Origin of the sequence: Salinisphaera sp. S4-8, from assembly GCF_040361235.1 — a bacterium.
Lineage (GTDB): Bacteria > Pseudomonadota > Gammaproteobacteria > Nevskiales > Salinisphaeraceae > Salinisphaera.
This window is the reverse complement of the sequence record NZ_APNF01000016.1, coordinates 44,620-61,844: the sequence shown is the minus strand read 5'-3', so window position 1 is coordinate 61,844 and position 17,225 is coordinate 44,620. Positions and strand designations below refer to the sequence as shown.

The window sequence follows — 17,225 nt, the reverse complement described above, 5'->3', positions numbered from 1 at the left end:
TAATTTCAGCAGGTGGGTGCCGCCTCCTTCAATCGCTCATACACCAGAAATGAGCGTAGCTCCGGTGGACGCGTACTGTCCCGCACCGCGATTGTTCAGCAGAAGACGGGCCGACCAGTACAGTTCGAACTGACCGAGCAGACCCGTACCTCGATCGAAGCATGGATAAGCGCTGTCGCGCTGCGAGCCCATGATTATTTGTTTCCGAGCCGGGTGGCGGGGTCTCCACATCTGTCCACGCGGCAATACGCTCGAATCGTTAAAGCGTGGGTCGTGAGCATCGGCCTCGATCCTCTCGGGTACGGCACTCACTCGATGCGTCGCACGAAGGTGACGCTGATATATAGGCGAACACGCAACTTACGCGCCGTGCAGCTCTTGCTAGGGCATACGAAGCTGGAAAGCACGATGCGCTATCTTGGTATCGAAGTCGATGACGCGCTCGAGATGTCGGAGCAGACAGAGGTATAACGTTGGCGCCGAACGAGCCAAGCGGTTAGCTCGCTCGGCGCTTACACATATCGGCCAGAAACAGTCGGTTGGCATCTAGTTAGCATCGATACTAGATAACTCCGTTTGCAAGCGCCTTCGGGTCTAAATCTGGCGAGAATTCAGAATAAATTCGTAGATTGAACCCAATGTCGCACAAGGGCTCCAAGGAATACCGCAACAGCGACGTTGGCGAGCCAAGCCTTCGGGCGTTCGTCCGGATCATTATCGCAAACACCTCGAGCGCGACTTCGTCGCGCTGGAACCCAATACGAAATGGTAACCGACATCACCTATATTCGTACCGCCGAAGCCTGTTTATACCTGTTTATACCTGTGCGTCGTCGACCTCTATAACAAGCCCGAGGTCGGCTGGTCGATGAGCGCCCGTCAGACCCGGGATCTCGTACTCAAGGCCGTGCTGATGGCGCTCTGGCAACGCGAGGCGCATGACGAGCCTATCGCGTTGCACTCGCACCGCGGCACGCATTTCCGAGCGATGACTACCAGCGCTTCCTGCGCGGCCACCACCTAATCTGCAGCATGAGTGCCGTCGGTCATTGCGGTTACAACGCCGAGCCAGAGGCTTCTTCGGCATGCTCAAGCGAAAGGGCGTGTATCGAAGGCGTTATCAGACGCTAGCGGAGGCGCGAACCGATGCCTTCGATTACATCGAACGCTTCCATAATCCGCGTATCCGGCAGTGCATGGCCGCCGAAGATCGGAAGTATCCGTTAACCTTTTCTCAACCGTCTGCGGAAACGGCGTAGAATCCACGCCGACGGCGGCGCAAAAAGGTTCATGTTGCCGATCGTCGGATAGCAACGCCATCGAGGGTGTGCATTTTCCGCTACGCGCCTCGCGCTTAACTCTAGACGCACCCAATGGCGGGCGTTATACCGTTGAGGCAGCGTCACGAAAGAGGTAGGCCTTATGGTTTCCGTCGTTTCCCTCCTTCTCGTGTTAGCGCTCTCGATGTTGGTGATCCGCATAGGGGCTGTCGCCTTTTCCATGACGGGCTTATCGGCAGAGGTGGCAAGCTTTCAATCGCTCTCGGCCTTCTCTGGGACCGGCTTTACGACTGCGGAAGCGGAAACCGTCCTGAAGGATCCGGCGCGGCGGCGGATCGCGACGTTGCTCATCCGTCTTGGCGCTGTTGGCATGGCGTCGTCCATCGCGACGTTGCTGCTTTCGTTCGTGGGGGCCGGGGCAGCTACGCCGGAGCGGCTTTTGGTGCTCGGCCTGGGCGGGCTCGCCCTCTTCGCTCTCGCTCGAAGCCGGGCCTTCGGCCGCATTCTCACGCCGCTCATCGGACGTTTACTCGCCCGCTATACCACGCTTGAGTTGAGGGACTATGCGGATCTGCTGCATCTGCGCGAGGACTACCGCATCGTAGAGGTGGATATTCGAGAGCATACCTGGCTCGCCGAAGGGGCTATCGGTGAACTCGACCTTCCAGGCGAAGGCGTTCTCGTCCTAGGCGTCGTGCGGGGCGATGGCGATTACGTCGGGGCGCCTCCGTCGGATTTGCGCCTTCACCCCGGTGATCTCCTGGTCCTCTACGGGCGCAACAACCGGCTGCATGAACTCGCGACGCGCGCACCGGGGGATCATGCGGCCCAGCGCGAAGCGAGAGCCGAGCACCTCAGGAATTGCAGCGAGCAAAGGAGATAACGAGACGAAGAGGGTGGTGCATAACGGCGCATTCAATTTCTGAGCAGCCGTTAAACTGGCTCGTCACGCTTTTCATCTCATCCCTCGAATAACCTGGGCAAGAGCATACTCAACGAGCTTCAAGCCACACAGAATGCGAACAAGTCAGCAATGAGGTTAGTTCGAACCAAGCTTCAAACGACGGGCCGAAGGAACGCGCGGGCTCAAAAGTTTTAGAGACGCCGCCATACTGCGCGGCCGATACCGTCAACCCGATATGCGGCGAGTTGGATAACCGCGAGAATCGTCGCTCGCTGAAACTCCGCACCGATTTGCTAAAGCTGGATCGACGCGCTATAGCTGTGTGCAAACGGGACGAAGATTCAGATATCGATCAATTCGAGCGCCCGAATGGCGGTGTGACGACCGCACGAGCAGGTGCGGCTCAGACTGTCTCGCTCGGCCTACCGGCCTCCGAGCACCCCTTCTTTGGTTGTATGCGCCGCCGCAAGGCGGGCTAACAGCCACTGCCGGCAGACCGCATAATCCATATTTCAGACCGTGTGCGCCATGACGAATCAAGAACAACCACGCGACGCAGATGCCCATGGATCGGGGCAAACCACTGGCGATGGCCACCGGCCAGGCCGAACGACCGCCGTGCTGGGGCTCGTGCCTGCGCCCGAGCTGCCCGCGGATATCGCCAGGCAATTTGCCCGCCAGCTTCCCGAGCTTTTGGCCAACTATGTAGACGATCGCCGGGACTGGAAAGTCGAGGTCGTCGAATCGCCCCTCGTCGGGGCGGTTGAGGATACAGCGCGCATTATCGAGCAAACCGAGGAATACAAGCTGCGCCACGGTTGGGATTACGCTGTGTGTATCACCGATCTCGTTATTTGCGATGGCAAAGATTTCGTGGTGGCCGACGCCAGCATGGCAAAAGCCGTCGCCCTGATCTCGTTGCCCACATTCGGATCGATGGGCCTGAGTCGGCGCATGCGAGAGGCGATACTGCAGCTCGCTAATGAACTGCGCCATGGAAGCTCCGATGCTGATCGCGAGCGCCAGGCGCAGCAGACGAGAAAATCGCTTAAGGTCGACGAGAGTTTGCGCGGCGAAGGCGCACGACGACTAACGGGCAAGCGTCTTTTCGAGCAACTGTTTCCGATCAAAAGAATAACACCAGATAAAAATGGAAAAACGCCGGTTGATGTTCGCTTTATCGCCCGGTTTGGCGGAAACTTCAGAGTGCTTGCCGGCATGGTGCGCGCCAACCGCCCTTGGGCCGTCTTTCCGGCCTTTAAAAGTATAATCGCCGTGGCTTTTGCCACCGGCGCCTATGGCCTGATTTTCCCGACACTGTGGAAGCTAAGCGATGCGTACCAAGGGCCACGCTTCATCTTGCTAATGGCCGCTTCGATGGTTGCGATGGTCGCTTGGATCATCATCGCGCACCGCCTATGGGAACCCGCTCGCAAAGCCGTTGTGCCGCGCATCGCCAAGCTTTACAACATGGCAACCGTGCTGACCCTAAGCATCGCCGTGGTGGTTTACTACGTATGTCTTTTGGGTTTGTTCATTCTTGCCATATCCATCATCGTGCCCTCTAGCTTGCTGGAACAGAAGCTGGGGCATCCGATAGGGCTAAGTAATTACATCGTGCTAGCTTGGCTGGCCACTTCGGTGGCCACTATCGCCGGTGCGATTGGCGCGGGCCTGGAAGACGAGCATACCGTGCGCAATGCCACCTACGGGTACCGACAGAGGCAGCGGATTCAAGCGGTGAAAGAAACCACCGAATCGGATTATTAGCGCGGCAAGCGTTTGAGGCCAGATAGCTTCTTACATTCAAGTCCCGCTATCGGTATTTCCAACTGTTGGAAACGCGTTACGCTTAGGTGTCAGATTGAGCTAGCCCGGCGTTTACGGGCAGGTAAATTAAGCCACTGGACTTGTCCGTGTCTATTAGACACTTCTGGCCTATGATTGGACTTGTCGGGGTCCGACCATGCCCCGGTTTTAGTAGCGTTTTGATCCAGAGCCCTTGGGTTTAGATTGCCGCTTCTGCGGCCATTTGCGCAGCGTAGTCAGCGGGCGTCAGCCCGCTGAGTTCTTTCTTCGGTCGTTCTTCGTTGTATTCGCGATGCCAGCCTCGGATGATCGTGGTGGCATGGGCGAGGCTTACAAACCAGTGCTCGTTCAGGCATTCATCTCGGAAGCGGCCGTTGAAGGACTCGATATAGGCGTTCTGGTTCGGTTTGCCGGGCTCGATCTGCTTGAGCTGAACACCATTGTGGTGAGCCCAGTTCAGCATGGCCTTGCCAATGAACTCGGGCCCATTGTCTGATCGTATGACCGTCGGAAGACCGCGGGTGAGTGACAGTTCATCGAGTACACGGGCGACTTGCGTGCCGCTCATCGATCGACCGGGCACGAGTGCCACGCACTCGTGCGTGGCGTCGTCGACGATGCCCAAACACTTGATGGCACGGCCATCGGCGACCCGATCGAACACAAAATCCATCGACCAGACTTCGTTCGCCCGAGCGGGGCGTATCAACGGCTGCCGGTCGGAGATCGGCACCTTCTTGCGTCGTCGCCGACGCACTTGCAGGCCTTGCTCGGCATAGAGTCGTTCGACGCGCTTGTGGTTCACGGACCAGCCGGCCTGGCGAAGCTTGAGATAGATCATCGGCGCGCCATAGCGTCGATAACGCTGTGCCAGGCGCAGAATTTCGGCGCGTAAGCACGCGTTGCGATCGGGTGCCGGCTGATACCGGAATGCGCTAGCACTCATCGCCACCACGGCCAGCGAACGCCGTTCGCTCAAGCCGCGCTGGCCCATAAACCGCACCAGCTCGCGCTTGGCTGCTGCGGTTACCATTTTTTTCGCAAGGCCTCGCGCGTGACCTCGTTTTCGAGCATCGACTCGGCTAATAGCCGCTTCAAGCGACTGTTCTCGGCCTCAAGCGCTTTCAGTCGCTTGGCATCCGAGACGTCCATGCCGCCGAACTTATTCCGCCAAGTGTAATAGCTCGCCTCGGAAAAGCCGTGCCGGCGGCACAGCTCTTTAACGGGCGTACCGGCCTCGGGCTCCTTCAGAAAACCGATGATCTGCTCTTCGGTATAGCGCTTCTTCATGTCCAATCTCCAGGCTTTGGGTGATTGGACTCCAGATCGACGTGCTACTCAATAGCGGGGGATGGTCGGGTGCAGTTTGAGAATCCGTTGCGTCAGCGCTTTATCGGCCTGGGCTCGGATGCTTGGACCGCGCTGGCGCCAGGCGTAGAAGCCCGAGCGGCTTACGCCCAGAACCCGGCAACAGGTCGCGATCGAATGGGACTGGCGATGCTGCGCGATCCAGGCGTACTTCATGGCAGCTCTCTGGCGAAGTACGCCGCCGCTTTTTTTAAGATGTCGCGTTCGGCTTTAACGGCTTCAAGCTCTCGACGAAGCCGCTCGATCTCGCTGGCTTCGGCGGCCGGCTTCGGGCCCGGTTTGCGAGAAAAGGCGTCATCGCCCTTGCTGCGTATCTCGTCCCGCCACGTGTAGAGCAGGTTGCGCCGCACGCCCAGATCGCGAGCTAAAGCAGCGGCTTTCCGGTCTCCGCTTTCAAGTAGCCGGACCGCTTCACGTTTGAATTCGGCTGAAAACGTTTGTCGTTCGGTCATGGTGCACCTCCGTCAGGATTGTCTCCTGATCTGGGTGTCCGTTACAGCCGGGGCGCCTCAGTATATTTAATTCCGAATTACCGGAAGGAATTAGAGCAAGGTTTTGAAATCCCGCTCCACGAGTTACCTATGCTGTCTGCTGATGGTCGGTGCCGCCGCAAATCAAGTTCGTCACTCGGCGCCCGAGCGCTCATACAATAGCGATCGGGACGCGCGAGCGGGTTCATCCAATACAGTGGCTTTGAGCCGATAGGCGGCGCAGCACGGGATACAAATTCCATTGGAAGAAATCGGGGGCTTGGCGTCCGCGGTAGCAGTTAACAATGAGGTTTGACTAGCTGGGGTGGCCTGGCGATGCGACCGGCAATAAAAGGGTACCGTCTGAGGGTGATCATGACTGCAAAGCGGGTTCTCTTGTGCATCTGTACTCGTGAGTCGATCGCTTGCGAACTGCAACAAACGCCGTTCCTGCAACGACTTACCGAAAGCTGCATGCTGAAATAATTGGCGGTGTTTGCTATTTTGCGGATCTGTTCAGCTGACTAGCGAGCGTATTCCCATGTTCGACGACGCGCCAACGCATTTGGTGACTTTGCGTCATGCCTTGCACCAAAATCCGGAGCTGGGTTTCGAGGAGCAGGCGACTTCGGATCGGGTGTGTGCCCATCTGGACGAACTGGGCGTGGAATACGAACGCGGTATCGGCGTGACCGGGGTCGTAGCCTGGGTGCAGGGGAGCAGCCGGGCGGTTCGGTGCGGGTGGGTCTACGGGCGGATATGGACGCGCTGCCGATTCATGAAACCAGCGGCGTGGCTCATGCCTCGAAAGTGCCTGGGCGCATGCACGCCTGTGGTCATGATGGGCATACCACCATGCTGCTGGGCGCGGTAGAGCATTTCGTGGCCCATCGTGATTTTGCCGGGACGGTGTATTTCATCTTTCAGCCGGCCGAAGAAGGCGTGGGCGGGGCAAGCGCGATGATCGCCGACGGGCTGTTCGAGCGCTATCCGATGGATACGGTGTACGCCCTGCACAACTGGCCGGCCTTGCCCATCGGCCAGTTCGGGCTCATCGAAGGCCCGATCATGGCGGGTGGTGATCGGGTGGATATCGCCATCCACGGTCGTGGTGGCCACGGCGGGCTCAACCCGCATGGCTGTATCGACCCGGTGCGTATCGCCGGTGAACTGATCACCCGGGCGCATTCGATCGTCGGCCGCGATATCGATCCGCTGGCGCCGGCGGTGGTTAGCCTGTGTTCGATTCAGGCGGGCGATCTGGCCGGTTTTGCGGTGATTCCGGACACGGCGCGGCTGTCCGGCACGCTGCGTGCGCTGGATAACGACACACGCGAGAAACTACGCGAACGCCTGCGTGCGATATGCGCCGGCCTGGAAGCCACCTACGGGGCAACGATCGAGCTATCCATCGAGGACAAGTTCAGCGTGACCTACAACCACGCCGGCCCGACCGCCACGGCGCGTGCCGCGATTGCGTCCACGTTCGGCGAGACGACGCTGGCGCCGAACTACCCGCCGTGCATGGGCGGCGAGGATTTCTCCTACATGCTGGATGTCTGCCCGGGGGCCTATATTCATGTCGGTTCGGGCGATGATGAGCATACCCACGGGTTGCATCACCCGGCCTACGATTTCAACGACCGCATCATGGCGCCGGGGATTGCGCTGTTCGTGCAGCTGGCACGGGACACGCTGGCGCAGGCGGCGTAATCGAGCGCGGGCTGCGCGCATTCATTGCGAGCCAAAGCGCTCGCCATACGAGGGAGCATCATGGAACAACCCCCCAAGCGCCGTCGTGCGACCGGCGCCTATATTCTGTTTTTAATCGTGGCCTTCACGCTGATGACCGTGCCGGTGTTCACCTTTGCCGACCGCGTCGAGCCGCTGGTGTTCGGCCTGCCGTTCAACCTGTTCTGGATCGTACTGGTCGAGCTGGCCGCGTTCGTGGTCATTCTTGGCTTCTACGTCTATGAACACGGCCGCGGGAGCGAGGCATGAGCAACTGGATGTTCGCGCTGTGCTCGATGCTGGTCTATCTGGTCATCGCCTTTGCGCTGGGACTGCTGGCCGGTCGCAAGCGCTCGTTCTGGTCGGTGTCTGAATATGCGGTCGCTGATCGGGGGCTGGGCTTCATCGTGGTCTGGTTCATGATGGGCGGTACGGTTTTCAGTGCCTTTGCCTTTCTGGGCGGGCCGGGGATGGCGTTCTCCCAGGGTGCGGCCGCGTATTTCGTGCCGGCCTACCTGGCCCTGGGCATTCTGCCCTGGTACGTGCTCGGGCCGAAGGTCGGGCGGATCGGCGCGCGCAAGAACTTCGTCACCCTGGGCGAGTTCGTGGGTGATCGCTACCGCTCGCGCGCGCTCACGGTATTAATCGGCGTGATTTCGGTGCTGGCCTTCATCCAGTACCTCACCCTGCAGATCAAGGGCATGGCCTTCATCTTCAGCATTCTCACCGAGGGCGCGATTCCGTACTGGTTCGGCGCGCTGCTGGCCTACGGTATCGTGGTCATCTATGTAGCCAGTTCCGGTGTGCGCGGCGCGGCCTGGAGCGATGTGCTGCAGGGCGCGCTCATGCTCCTCGTGGCTTGGGCGGTGGGCTTTTATCTGGTGAATACGCTGCACGACGGGCCGACGGATATGTTCTCGGCAATCAATGCCAGCCAGCCGGATTTTCTGACCATCGGTCGTGACGGCTCGCCCATGTCGGCGATGGCGTTTTTCTCCGTGATTCTGGTGTCGGCACTGGGTTTTCTGATGTGGCCGCATCTGTTCACCAAGTCGTACACGACCACGGAAAAACGCATCAAGCTCACCACGCTGGCCTTCCCGCTGTTCGGTATTTTCCTGGTGCCGGTGCTGTTCGTGGGCTATGCCGGTATTGGTGTGGTGGCACCGGATGCGCTGGGTAGTGCCGACGAACTGCTGCCGTATCTCATCACCAACGAGCTCGGCGCCAGCGGTTGGCTGTATGGCCTGATCGGCGCCGGTTCGCTGGCTGCGGCCATGTCGTCGTCGGATGCGATCACCCACGGTGGTTCGGTGTCCTTCGGGCGCGATATCTGTCGGGCGTTGAAGCCGGATCTGTCCGAACGGTCCCAGATCTGGATCATGCGGCTGGCGGTGGTCGGCATCGGCGCGGCGGCCTACTGGCTGTCGATCTTCGGTGCGGCCGGGATCATTGCCTTGCTGGTCGGTGCCTATGGCTCGATCGCCCAGTTCGTACCCGCCGTCTACGGAGCGCTGATCTGGAAACGCGGCACCGCCGCGGGTGCGATCAGCGGCATGGTGGTGGGCATCGGCGTCAACTACTACTACCAGATCGTGGCCGACGCCACGCCTTGGGACATGAACGCGGGCCTGGTCGGCCTGTTGTGCAACATCGCGGTATTCGTGGCCGTGAGCCTCATGACCAAGCCGGTCGACGCGGCGCTCGCGGCGGAATATCGCAACGCCTAACCTTGGTTGCTGATAGCGTTCGCGGGCGGCGCGCTACTTCAAGGTAGTGCGCCGCCTACATATCTGGCCAATTCGGCCGGCCAGCGCTTCGTTCTAGTGCGCGGCCGCCGCAGCGGAGGCCGAGCCGTTGACCTGCGAGCGCCGCTTGGCCTGGGTCTTGGCGGCGGGACGTTCGTGGTGGATGCTCGAGGGGATCGGGCCCTTGCGCTTGCGCCGGTGCGGCAGCGCCATGCGCACGATTCGCTTGGCCACACCGCCGAGTTGTTTGGATAACGGGCCGGTGTTGTAGTTGAGGTTGTAGCGTTTGGCGATCGCCTCGACCTTGGGCCCGATCTGACGGTACCGATTCGAGGGCATATCCGGAAATAGATGATGCTCGATCTGGTAGCCCAAATGGCCGCCCATGATATGAAAGAACTTGGAACCGGTGACGTTCGACGAGGCGAGCATCTGGCGCAGATACCACTCGCCCTGGGTTTCACTTTCGGTTTCCTCGATACGGAACATCTCGGCCTGTTCGGTGAAATGACCGCAGAAGATAATCGTGAACGACCACAGGTTCCGGTTAAGGTTAGCCACCAGATTGCCGGAGAACACGAACGGCGCCATCGGGCCGGCCAGTACCGGGAACAGCACGTAGTCCTTGAGTACCTGCCGGCGGACCTTGCGCCAGATATCGCGGCCCTGCGATAGCGCCTCGGCATAGCTCTTGTCCTTGCCCAGACGCTCCCATTCGAGATCGTGCAGGGCGACGCCCCACTGGAACAAGGCTGCGAGTACGAGCACATAGAACGGCTGAAACAGGAACGCCGGGTTCCATTTCTGTTCTTCGCTCATGCGCAGGATCGAGTAGCCCACATCGCGATCCATGCCCACGATATTGGTATAGGTGTGGTGCATGTAGTTGTGCGAGTGCTTCCATTGCCGGCCGGGGCAGGTGTTGTCCCAGTCGTAGGTAGCCGAATCCAGTGCCGGGTCGTGCATCCAGTCCCACTGGCCGTGCATCGTTATGGCCGATCTCCATGTTCTCCAGAATTTTGGAGACGGATAGCAACGCCGTACCTGCCAGCCAGGCGGGTGGGAAAATGCCCGCGAACAGCAATGCGCGGCCCGCGACTTCGGAAAACCGCTGGGTATTGAGCACGCGATAGATATAACGGGCGTCTTCTTCGCCCAGGCTGTTCATGACTTCATCGCGCAGTGCGTCGAGCTCGGCGCCGAGTTGTTCGACGTCGGCGTCGCTTAAATGTGTCGGTCGGCCCATGGTGTGCTCCTCGGGTGGATATGACGACGTTCTTGCGTCGAGAACGCCTGTTAGATTTCCAGCGCGACGTCGCCCGCCGCGGCATGGATACAGATCTGGATGTCGGTATCGCGGATCTCGTGGACCTCGTTGTTGCGCAGATCGCGAACCGTGCCCTCGCTGACACGACATTTGCAGCTATGGCAGATGCCCATGCGACAGCCGTAGGGCGGGTTCAGCCCGGCGCTTTCGGCCACTTCCAGCAGTGAGCCTTCATCACCGGAGGCCGCCACGTCGGACTTGATGAAATGGACTTCGCCTTCGCCCTGGGCGGCTTCGCGGCGGCTGGCCTCGAACTGCTCGCGAAAGATGGGTTTGGTCGTGCGCGAGTCGAGCAGAGACTCGGCCGCGTCCATGAAGCCCGATGGCCCGCATAGCCAGGTCATGCGTTCGCCAAGCTCGGGCACATCGCGATCGAGCGTTTCGCCATCGATACGACCGTGCTCCTGGGTATAGCGGATGATCAGCGTCAGCGCGTCATGGTCTTTGGCCAGCGCTTCGAGCTCGTCGGTATAGATCATGTCTTCATCGGTGCTGGCGTAGTGCATGAACACCACGTCCGGAAGCTCATCTTTATCGATCCAGGAGCGCAGAATGCTCATCACCGGCGTGATGCCGCTGCCCGCGCTCAGCAGAAATGCCTTGGCCGGCGGTTCGACATTGGGGTAGAACTCGCCTTCCGGGTGGCTGAGATAGACCAGCTGACCGGCCTTGGCGTGGTCGACCAGGAAATTGCTCACCACGCCGTCGCCATTGCGTTTGACCGTGATTTCCACGCGCTTGTCGCGGGCGGCACTGGCGATCGAAAAACAGCGGCGGTAGCGAACGCCGTCGAGATCGATACCGAAGAGAATATGCTGGCCCGGACGCGGTGTGATCCAGTTGTCGTTCGGGTCGATCGTCAGGGTCACGCTGTCTTCGGTCTGGCGCTCGATATCAGCGATACGCCCACGCGGTTCGTTGACCGAGAGCTTGCTGTCGATCAGCCCCAGGTAATGGTCGACCGACAAGGGCGTGGTCAACGACTCGGCCAAAGAGCTTTGCAACACCTTCTTGACGATCGGCTTCATGGGGTCTCCTCTCACGGCGTGGCCGTTGCAATCGTTGGGCGGGTTGGCCGCCTCGACTGCTTATTCTGGTTTGGGTTCGTTGTAGCACAGCCGTTTTGTTTCAGATACGGGGGTGCAACTCGGCCCGGGCATGGCCGACGTATCGTAGTCGCAGGGCGAAAACGTCTTTAAAGCCGGGCGCCTGAATTTGCTAAATGTTTTCTTTTAAGATTTATGTCGGTAAACCAGCGGTTTAGATATGGGCGCCTTGAAGTCGCCGTTACGCGTGTTCGTGCCGAAATAGTCGTAATGAATTGTTCTTACGACTTTTAAAGGGCGGCGAATCGTTCGAAAATCCAGCGCCTCATATCACGGTAAACGCCGTTACCGCGCGAACTCGCCGCGCTGGGTCGCCGTGTATGTGTTGTCGCTGACCAGACCGAATTGCTGCATGAGTCGTTCGACAGGCGCCTCAGGGGCACCGGCTGTGAATACGGCCCAATCGGTTGGCCTGTCGTTAGGCCAGGCAAGCGTGGGGCGATCACGGGGCACCGTCCGAGCGATGTTGAATACGTGTCGGGCGATCGCCGGGGCCGGGTCGAGCCAGAAAACCGGCCACGGCGCAAGCTGTTTGAACAAGTCAGCCAGCAACGGGTAATGGGTACAGGCGAGTACCACGATATCCGTTTTTTGCTGCGCCTTTTCGACGAAACAGGGCGCGATCTCGCCACGAATCATATCGGTATCGCAGGCGCCATCGCGCACATGGGCCTCGGCCAGGCGGGCAAGATGGCGGCTGCCCACCAGCGTGAGTTCGCAGTGGGCAGCGAAGGTATCGATGAGGTGGCGGGTATAGGCGCGTTGGATGGTGGCCGGCGTAGCCAGAACCGAAATCAGACCGGAACGGCTTTGTTCGGCGGCCGGTTTGATGGCCGGTACCGTGCCGACGAAGCAGGCCTCGGGATAAGCCGCGCGTAGATCCGCGAGCGCGAGCGTGGCCGCCGTGTTGCAGGCAATGACCACGATCGCCGGTGTATAGGCGGTCAGCAGTTCGCCGATCAGGCCGATCAGGCGTTCGCGCAGGCGCGCCTCGTCCCAGTCGCCATAGGGAAAGCCGGCATCATCGGCGACATAGACGAAGCGCTGTTCGGGCAGTACGCGCCGAATCTCGCGCAGCACCGTCAACCCGCCGATGCCGGAGTCGAATACCAGAATAGGGCGCCCTGCCATGCCTGTGCGATCTGCTGGTGAAAGCCCGCTATTCTGGCATGGTCGTGAGGCGCGCCGTGGGTACCTAGAGCGTAACGGCTCCGCCGTCCGCCCGGGGATCGCTTGCGCCTTCGCAATAGCCGGCCGGGTGGCGAACCACCGCACCGGCATGGCCGGCCAGATCCGAGAAAGCCTCGATCATTTCCACCTCGTGACCGCTGGCGATGAGTGCGTCGATCAGGGCCGGGTCGAAGCGGTTTTCCAGCTTGAGGCTGGTGGTGGCATCGCCCCAGGTCTTGCCGAGCAGCCAGCGCGGGGCGGTGACCGCGCGTTGCAGGCCCTGGCCGTACATCGCATAGCGCGAGAATACGGCGGCCTGGGTCTGGGGCTGGCCTTCGCCGCCCATCGTGCCGTAGGCCATCAGCCGGCCGTCCTCGAGTTCGGCCATGGCGGGGTTGAGGGTATGGAACGGGCGCTTGCCGGGGGCCAGCTGATTGGCGCCGGGTGTCAGCGAAAAGCCGGCCCCGCGGTTCTGGAACGTCACGCCGGTGTCCGGGCAGGTCAGCCCCGAGCCGTGTTCCCAGAACACGCTCTGAATGAAGCTCACCATGGTGCCGTCGGCATCGGTCGCGCCCATCCAGATGGTATCGCCGGCCTTGGCTTCATAGGGCCAGTCCAGGGCCTTGCGCGGGTCGATTGCCGCATGCAGGTCATCGAGATGGGCGGCCTCCAGCCATGATTCGGCCGGGCGGTGCATATGGTCGGGGTCGCCCAGTTCGGCGTTTCGAATCAGAAATGCCTGCTTGGTGGCCTCGATGAGTCCGTGCAGATGATCGAAGCCCTCGGCCTCGGCGACTTTCAGGCGGTCGAACAGGGCCAGAATCATCAACGACGACACGCCCTGCGTGGGCGGCGGCATGTTGTAGACCGTGCCCACCGAAAGTTGGGTGGACAGCGGCGCAACGACATCGGCGGCGCACCGGGCCAGGTCGGATGCACGCAGCGGCGAGCCCATGGCCTCGAGATATGCTGCATGGGTCGCTGCCAGCGAACCGCTGTAATAGCTGTTCAAGCCCTCGCGGGCCAGGGTTTCCAGCGTATTGGCCAGGGCCGGCTGATAGAAGATATCGCCCTCGCGCGGTGCGCTGCCGCCGGGCATAAAGACTTGCGCAAACCCAGGCACGTCGCGTAGCTCGTCGGCCTTGGCCGCGGTACAGCTAGCCTGATTGCCGGTGGTCACGAAGCCGTCCCGGGCATGGGCGATAGCGGGTGCGAGCAGTGTGCCCAGCGCCATCGGTTCGCGTTCGAGCTGGTCGAGCGCGGCCTGCCAGCCGGCGATGGTTGCCGGGGCGGTCAATGCGGCCTCGGCGCCGCGGGCCGGAATGGTTGCGTGATGGCCGCGCTCGGCATACCAGTCCGGCGTGGCAAGCGCAGCGGCGCGCCCGCACGCCGAAATACCGATCGGTGCCTGGCCGGGCTTCTTGATCAGCCAGAAGCCGTCACCGCCGATCGAGTTCATATGCGGATAGACCACAGCGATCGTGGCCGCGCTCGCGACCATGGCCTCGATCGCGCTGCCGCCGGCAGCCAGTACATCGCGGCCGGCCAGTGCGGCCGACAGATGGGGAGCGGTAACACAGCCGTAACGGCCTTTCGCGGTTTGCAGCATGGATAGCGTTCTCGATCACTGTGATTAGGCATCCGGCATGCAAAACGAACGCCGGCGCTCTTCCAACTTTTATTTTCAAAGGCTTGGCAGCACTTTTGCGGCTGCAATACGCCGCCATACCGCCCGTAAGTCTGGGTCGCGTTACGGCCCGATCACCTAAGCTTGCAAGCGGCGCCAACGTTGCCCGCGCCAGATCATTACATGGCATACACGTTGCATACAACGGCACGTTCAATTGAGCGTATCGCGATGCAGGGAGTGCGTCATGGAAAAGGCCGTCTCGAAACCATATTCCAGCGGAGCCACCGGCGCATCGAACGGCCGCGTACCGGTGGCGCGGCGATGAGTGCCCGGGTCGACGATCCGGTCGATGCCTTCTGTCGCGACAACCCGGCCGCGCTGGCGCCTACCGGCGAGGGCGTGCTCGACGGTTTGCGGTTTGCGGCCAAGGACGTCTTCGATATCGCCGGTACGCGCACCGGCTTTGGCCAGCCGCAGTGGCTGGCCACGCATGCGCCCGCGCAAACCCATGCCGATTGCATCACGCGTCTGCTTGCGGCGGGCGCCGAACTCGTTGGGCGTACGATTTCCGACGAACTGTGTTATTCGCTCACCGGCGACAATAGCCACTATGGCGCGCCGAAGAACAGCTGGGGGCTGGATCGCTTGAGTGGCGGTTCGTCGAGCGGCTCGGCCGCGGCCGTTTGTGCCGGCCTGGTGGACTTTGCGCTGGGCACGGATTGCGGCGGCTCGGTGCGTGTGCCGTCGAGCTATTGTGGTTTGCTGGGCCTGCGAACCACCCACGGCCGTGTGCCCACGCCCGCACTGCTGCGCTTTGCCCGAGCGTTCGATTGCATCGGCTGGTTCGCTCGCGATGCGGATATCTTTGCGCGGGTGGGCCGCGTGCTCCTGCCGGATGCCCGGGAAAGCGGGGCGTTCAAGCGGGTATTGATCGCCGCCGATGCCTTCGAGGCGGTAGAGGCAGACATCGCCGATGCATTGACACCGGCTATTGACACGATCGCGGCACAAGCCGATGAAATACAAACGATTCGCCTGGCCGATGATGGCCTGGCCTGCTGGTTCGAAACCTTTCGTATCCTCCAGGCTGCGGACGTCTGGGACGCGCTCGGCGACTGGGTCACGCAGACCCGCCCCACGCTCGGTCCCGGCGTGCGCGAACGCATGGCCCAGGCCGCGCGGATCGATGCCGGCGCGCTGCGCAAGGCGCGGGTCCATCGCGCCGACATCGTGGCCCGGCTGGACCACCTGATCGGCGAAGACGATGTCGTGGTGCTGCCCACGACACCGCGGCCCGCGCCGCCGCGCGGCGAAACCGACGCGTCACTGGAAACCACCTACCGCTCGCAGGCGATGTCGTTGCTGTGCAGTGCGGGGCTGGCCGGGTTGCCGCAGATGAGTCTGCCGCTGGCGATGAAAGACGGCCTGCCGTTGGGCCTGTCGATCATGACGCGCCGCAATGGCGATATGCGCCTGATCGAACTGGCCGGCCGGGTATGTCCGCAGGCGCCGATACCGCCCGGGCGGGCGCCGCTATGAGTCAGTCGCCCGAACAGCTCAATCGCCGCGATGTGGTGGCCGAAGTCACGGACGCGCTCATGCGTTACGAGGCCGCGCTAACCGGCAACGATGTCGAGATGCTGGATACGCTGTTCTGGGACAGCGAACACACGGTGCGCTACGGGGCGACCGAAATGCTCTATGGGCACGACGAGATCCAGGCATTTCGCCGGGCGCGCAATCCGGCCAATCTCGACCGGCGCATACGACGGATCGCGATCACGACATTTGGCGAGGATTTCGCCACGGCGAGTATCGAGTTCGAGCGCGCGCATGAAAACGGCGTATCCATCGGCCGGCAAAGCCAGTGCTGGGTGCGCTTCGATGTCGGCTGGCGGGTCGTGTCGGCACACGTATCTGTATTGCCAAAGAATTAACGGGTGTGTAAAACGCCGGTTGGCGCTGTCTGTGCGCCCGTCCGGCGATTCGCGCCCATTCGACCCGGCGTCACAGGTGGTCGGGCAGGCGCGTGTCGAGCTCATTCGTCCTACGCGAGCCTGCCTGCCATGCCCGATCCTCTCGACGTTGCCCAGGAACTCGCCGAGTTCGAAGCGCGCTCGCCGCTACTGGTTCGACCCGGCTTTCTCATTCGCCGGTTGCACCAGATTCATAGCGCCTTGTTCACCAAGGAAACCGAAGGCTTCAATATCACCCCGGTCCAATACAGCGTGCTCACCGCGCTGGCCGAGCATGGCGAAATGGACCAGATGACCCTGGCCCACGAGATCGGGCTCGAGCGCACCAGCGTGGGCGAGGTGCTGCGTCGGCTCGAGCAGCGTGGCCTGGTCGAACGCCGTCAGAGCCCACAAGACGGGCGTGTTCGCCTGACCCGTGCGACCCGCGCAGGGTGCGATCACGTGCAGCAGATGACCGCCGCCGTACAACGCGCCCACGAACGCACGGTCGAAGCCCTGGAAGGCCCTGATCGTGACCTGTTCGTGTGGTATCTGGCACGCCTGGTCGAAGCCAATAACGAGCTGGGCACGGTGCCTTTTCGCCTGCGTTAGCAGGCAATTTCGGCGCGTCGTCTGCCGCTTCGTGGGTGGCAGCACGTGCAGCGCGTGTTCCTGATCCGGTAGCCAAACAGCGGGCTCGAGCCGCTGTTTTCAACGCAGCCGTTGG

13 protein-coding genes and 4 pseudogenes are annotated in these 17,225 nt (G+C 61.3%); 10 read left to right on the top strand and 7 right to left on the bottom strand.

What is annotated here, in order from left to right:
• Nucleotides 1-63: 63 nt before the first annotated feature.
• The 4 genes and pseudogenes from S4A8_RS17735 to S4A8_RS17720 form a co-directional block, all read left to right on the top strand.
• Nucleotides 64-471 (top strand): annotated as a pseudogene (locus S4A8_RS17735) (tyrosine-type recombinase/integrase); the annotation flags it as partial.
• Between the two features lie 175 nt (nt 472-646).
• Nucleotides 647-1,259 (top strand): annotated as a pseudogene (locus S4A8_RS17730) (DDE-type integrase/transposase/recombinase); the annotation flags it as partial.
• Between the two features lie 163 nt (nt 1,260-1,422).
• Nucleotides 1,423-2,163, top strand: coding sequence for a TrkA C-terminal domain-containing protein (locus S4A8_RS17725; protein ID WP_353221162.1), 741 nt, complete (start codon nt 1,423-1,425; stop codon nt 2,161-2,163).
• 549 nt (nt 2,164-2,712) lie between these two features.
• Nucleotides 2,713-3,954 carry a hypothetical protein gene (locus S4A8_RS17720; protein ID WP_353221161.1) on the top strand — a complete coding sequence of 414 codons (1,242 nt, stop codon included), beginning with the start codon at nt 2,713-2,715 and terminating at the stop codon, nt 3,952-3,954.
• A 256-nt stretch (nt 3,955-4,210) separates the two neighbouring features.
• Here the strand turns inward: S4A8_RS17720 and S4A8_RS17715 are convergent.
• The 3 genes and pseudogenes from S4A8_RS17715 to S4A8_RS17705 form a co-directional block, all read right to left on the bottom strand.
• Nucleotides 4,211-5,283 (bottom strand): annotated as a pseudogene (locus S4A8_RS17715) (IS3 family transposase); the annotation flags it as partial.
• 48 nt (nt 5,284-5,331) lie between these two features.
• Nucleotides 5,332-5,517, bottom strand: a complete 186-nt coding sequence (locus S4A8_RS17710) for a hypothetical protein (RefSeq protein ID WP_353221159.1) — start codon at nt 5,515-5,517, stop codon at nt 5,332-5,334.
• Nucleotides 5,514-5,813, bottom strand: a complete 300-nt coding sequence (locus S4A8_RS17705; RefSeq protein WP_353221158.1) for a transposase — start codon at nt 5,811-5,813, stop codon at nt 5,514-5,516. Before S4A8_RS17705 ends, S4A8_RS17710 begins: the two co-directional genes overlap by 4 nt.
• A gap of 777 nt (nt 5,814-6,590) precedes the next feature.
• On the opposite strand from S4A8_RS17705, the gene S4A8_RS17700 reads away from it, so the two are divergent.
• From S4A8_RS17700 to S4A8_RS17690, 3 genes are read left to right on the top strand one after another with little or no spacing between them, the layout of a single operon-like run.
• Entirely contained in the window at nt 6,591-7,544 is a 954-nt protein-coding gene (locus tag S4A8_RS17700; RefSeq protein WP_353221157.1) for an amidohydrolase, read from the top strand.
• Nucleotides 7,545-7,604: 60 nt separating this feature from the next.
• Nucleotides 7,605-7,832 (top strand): hypothetical protein, encoded by a 228-nt coding sequence (locus tag S4A8_RS17695; RefSeq protein WP_353221156.1) that lies wholly within the window; start codon nt 7,605-7,607, stop codon nt 7,830-7,832.
• The gene (locus S4A8_RS17690; RefSeq protein WP_353221155.1) at nt 7,829-9,292 is read left to right on the top strand and encodes a sodium:solute symporter family protein; all 1,464 of its coding nucleotides are present in this window, start codon (nt 7,829-7,831) and stop codon (nt 9,290-9,292) included. The genes S4A8_RS17695 and S4A8_RS17690 overlap by 4 nt, the downstream gene beginning before the upstream one ends.
• Nucleotides 9,293-9,385: 93 nt before the next feature.
• Here the strand turns inward: S4A8_RS17690 and S4A8_RS17685 are convergent.
• From S4A8_RS17685 to S4A8_RS17670, 4 genes and pseudogenes are all read right to left on the bottom strand, one after another.
• A pseudogene (locus tag S4A8_RS17685) lies at nt 9,386-10,556 on the bottom strand (fatty acid desaturase family protein).
• A gap of 50 nt (nt 10,557-10,606) precedes the next feature.
• Nucleotides 10,607-11,665, bottom strand: coding sequence for a ferredoxin reductase (locus S4A8_RS17680; protein WP_353221154.1), 1,059 nt, complete (start codon nt 11,663-11,665; stop codon nt 10,607-10,609).
• A gap of 363 nt (nt 11,666-12,028) precedes the next feature.
• The gene (gene murI, locus S4A8_RS17675; RefSeq protein WP_353221153.1) at nt 12,029-12,874 is read right to left on the bottom strand and encodes a glutamate racemase; all 846 of its coding nucleotides are present in this window, start codon (nt 12,872-12,874) and stop codon (nt 12,029-12,031) included.
• A gap of 64 nt (nt 12,875-12,938) precedes the next feature.
• Nucleotides 12,939-14,522: a gamma-glutamyltransferase family protein gene (locus S4A8_RS17670; protein WP_353221152.1), complete on the bottom strand. Its 1,584-nt coding sequence runs from the start codon at nt 14,520-14,522 to the stop codon at nt 12,939-12,941.
• 342 nt (nt 14,523-14,864) lie between these two features.
• Here S4A8_RS17670 and S4A8_RS17665 point away from each other — a divergent pair, with 342 nt between their 5' ends.
• The 3 genes from S4A8_RS17665 (at nt 14,865) to S4A8_RS17655 (ending at nt 17,110) form a co-directional block, all read left to right on the top strand.
• Complete coding sequence (locus S4A8_RS17665; protein WP_353221151.1) at nt 14,865-16,082, top strand: amidase; 1,218 nt, start codon at nt 14,865-14,867, stop codon at nt 16,080-16,082.
• Nucleotides 16,079-16,480, top strand: a complete 402-nt coding sequence (hpxZ, locus tag S4A8_RS17660; RefSeq protein WP_353221150.1) for an oxalurate catabolism protein HpxZ — start codon at nt 16,079-16,081, stop codon at nt 16,478-16,480. Before S4A8_RS17665 ends, hpxZ begins: the two co-directional genes overlap by 4 nt.
• Nucleotides 16,481-16,609: 129 nt before the next feature.
• Nucleotides 16,610-17,110 (top strand): MarR family winged helix-turn-helix transcriptional regulator, encoded by a 501-nt coding sequence (locus S4A8_RS17655; RefSeq protein WP_353180511.1) that lies wholly within the window; start codon nt 16,610-16,612, stop codon nt 17,108-17,110.
• The last annotated feature ends 115 nt before the right edge of the window (nt 17,111-17,225 follow it).